The organism is Xenophilus azovorans DSM 13620 (assembly GCF_000745855.1).
Taxonomy (GTDB): domain Bacteria; phylum Pseudomonadota; class Gammaproteobacteria; order Burkholderiales; family Burkholderiaceae_C; genus Xenophilus; species Xenophilus azovorans.
On record NZ_JQKD01000118.1, the window covers coordinates 1 to 2,480 of the forward strand.

Below are 2,480 nucleotides of genomic sequence, written 5' to 3' on the forward strand. Positions count from 1 at the left end.
TGGTTGATGTTCTGCGCGTCGATCTGCACCGCCTGGCGCCCGGCGATGGTGCCCGAGACGTTGTTCAGATCGGCCCCAGCGGCGGTGAGCTGCAGGTTCACCCGCTGGCCCGACAGCAGCGCGCCGCTGCCGTCGATGTCGCCCTCGCGCACGCGAACGTACAGCTGCGGCACCAGCACGCGCTGGGTGCTGCCGTCCGGCAGGGTCACGCTCTGTTCGACCAGCCAGACGATGTCGCTGGTGAGCTGCGCCATCTGCGCGGCGCTGAGGGCCACGCCGGGCGTCAGGCCGTACTGCCGCGCGAAGGTCACGCCCGCGTCCATCAGCGCGGCGAACTGCGCCTCGTCGCTGGTGTAGCCGTCCAGGTAGCGGTAGCCGGTGAGTTGCTGCACCTGCTCGCGGATCAGGCGCTGCTCGTAATAGCCGTCGCCCAGGCGCTTGAGGGCGTTGTCGGGATCGACGCCGAGGTGGTCGAGCAGGTAGTCGCTGCCGAGCCACGCGCGGTAGCTGGCGAAGCGCGGGTCGGTCTCGATCAGGTAGCGGCCCGCGCCGGCGTTCGTGCCGAACAGGCTCGCGGCGGGCACGCCCAGCGCGGGGGTGGCGGTGCGCACGACCAGGGGGCCGGACGGCCCCGCCGAGGCCGCCTGCACCTGCACGATGGGGCTGACGGCCTGGCCCACGCCGCCCGCGCCCTGCGCGGCGGCAGCGCCCTGGCCCGCGGCGGCGCCAGGCACCTGCGCGCCGGTGCCGAGGACCACGTGCCCCTCCTGGCGCGATGCCGCGAGCGTGGCGGTGCCGAGGATGGTCTGGTCGTAGGGCTGGATGCTGTACTTGCGCTCGTCGTCGTTCTGCACGTAGCTGTGGATGACGGTGCCGACGTGCACCTCCGGCGCGGCCACGGTCACGCCGACGTTGTCGATCCCACCGGGCCCGACGTTCAGCGCGCCGCCGGCCAGGATCTGGCTGGCCTGGTTGGTGCCGTGGTCCACCGTGAGGGTCATGCTGCCGCCGGCCACGATCAGGCCCGGCGCGGAGCTTTGCAGCACGGGCGTGTGGCGGGTGACGTCGTAGTCGAGCACGTCGTACAGGTCGGACACGCGCCCGGGCTTGTGCACCGTGGTGCCGTCCACCTGGGCCGAGCCGCCCAGCACTGTCAGGACGAAATCCTGGGTCGCCGCGTCCAGGCGCCGATGGGCGCCCATGTAGTCGTGGTACTGGTCGTACTCGGCCTGGGTGACGGGATGGCTGAAGGGCTGGAACTCCTGGTGCGCCGTTCCCGTGACCGGGTCGACGACAGATACGTAGATTCCGGTCTGTCCCACGGTGATGTCCGGGTCCAGACGCCCGGGGTTGTCGGTCGGCAGTTCGGCCGCAGGCGGTGCCACGCCGAAGGTGGCCCAGATGGGGTCGCCGATGGCGTACCAGGCGCCCGGCTCGGTGACGGTGACGGTGTGCTGGTCGTCTCCGCCCTCCTCGCGCGTATAGACCAGGTCGGCGCTGTGCCGGGGGCTGGCAAGGTAGTAGGCCAGGAAGCGCTCCAGCGGGTACTCGGGCGCGGGCACCAGCAGGCTGATGGCGCCGTTGCTGCCGGCGCCCAGGGGGTGGGTGGCCGGGTAGGCAGTCCATCCGCCCCAGTACTGGTTCGTGGTGCCCGGAATGCCCAGCGGCAACGCGCCGGCGATGAACAGCACGTCGCGCGCGTCGTGGGTCTGCGCGCTGCCGGGCACCATGTACTGCGTGACGTGCTCGCCCTGTACGCTCTCGTAGGTGTAGGTCACGCCACCGTTGGTGTTGGTGAGCGTGCGGGCGGCGATGATGGCATTGCCGCGGGCCTCGATGGTGGCGGCGTGGTTGTCCAGGGTGGCGGCCGAGCCGGTGGCGCGGCCCTGGGCATCCAGCGCGCCGCCGATGGCGAGGTCGCCGTCGCTGTAGATCAACGCGCCGTCGCGGTTGCTCAGCGCCTGCACGCCGATGTCCAGGCGCTGGCGCGCCGCGATGGTGGCCGCGCGCACGCTGCCGTCCACCGTCTCGGCAAGGTTGTCGAGGGCGGTTGCGGCGATGGCGACGTGGTCGCCGTAGATGCGGCCTGTGCCGATGTTGTGAACGGCATCGGCGTCGATGCGGGTCTCGCCCAGGCTGTCGATCAGGCCCCGGTTGGTGAGCGTGCCGGCGTTCACGCGGGTGCCGGCACCGCTCATCTCGCCGGTGGCGGTGTTGTCCACGACGTCGCCGCGCACGGTGAGGGCACCGCCGGCCGACAGCGTGCCGTTGTTGGTCAGGCGGCCCGTGGTGCCGTAGTCGAGGTCGCCGTCGGCGCGGATGTTGCCGCTGTTGACGAGGTCCTGCGTCGTGGCAATGCGCAGATTCTGGCCGGAGCCCACTTCACCGTCGCCGCTGAACCTGGCCGCATCCACCACCACGCCCTGGTCCGCCACCAGCGTGCCGCCGGTGTTGATGACCTCGAGCTGCCTGGCCGCCGG

The 2,480-nt window shown here is 71.6% G+C and carries 1 pseudogene; it reads right to left on the minus strand.

What is annotated here, in order from left to right:
* Positions 1-2,480, minus strand: a pseudogene (locus Q392_RS26275) (hypothetical protein); the annotation flags it as partial.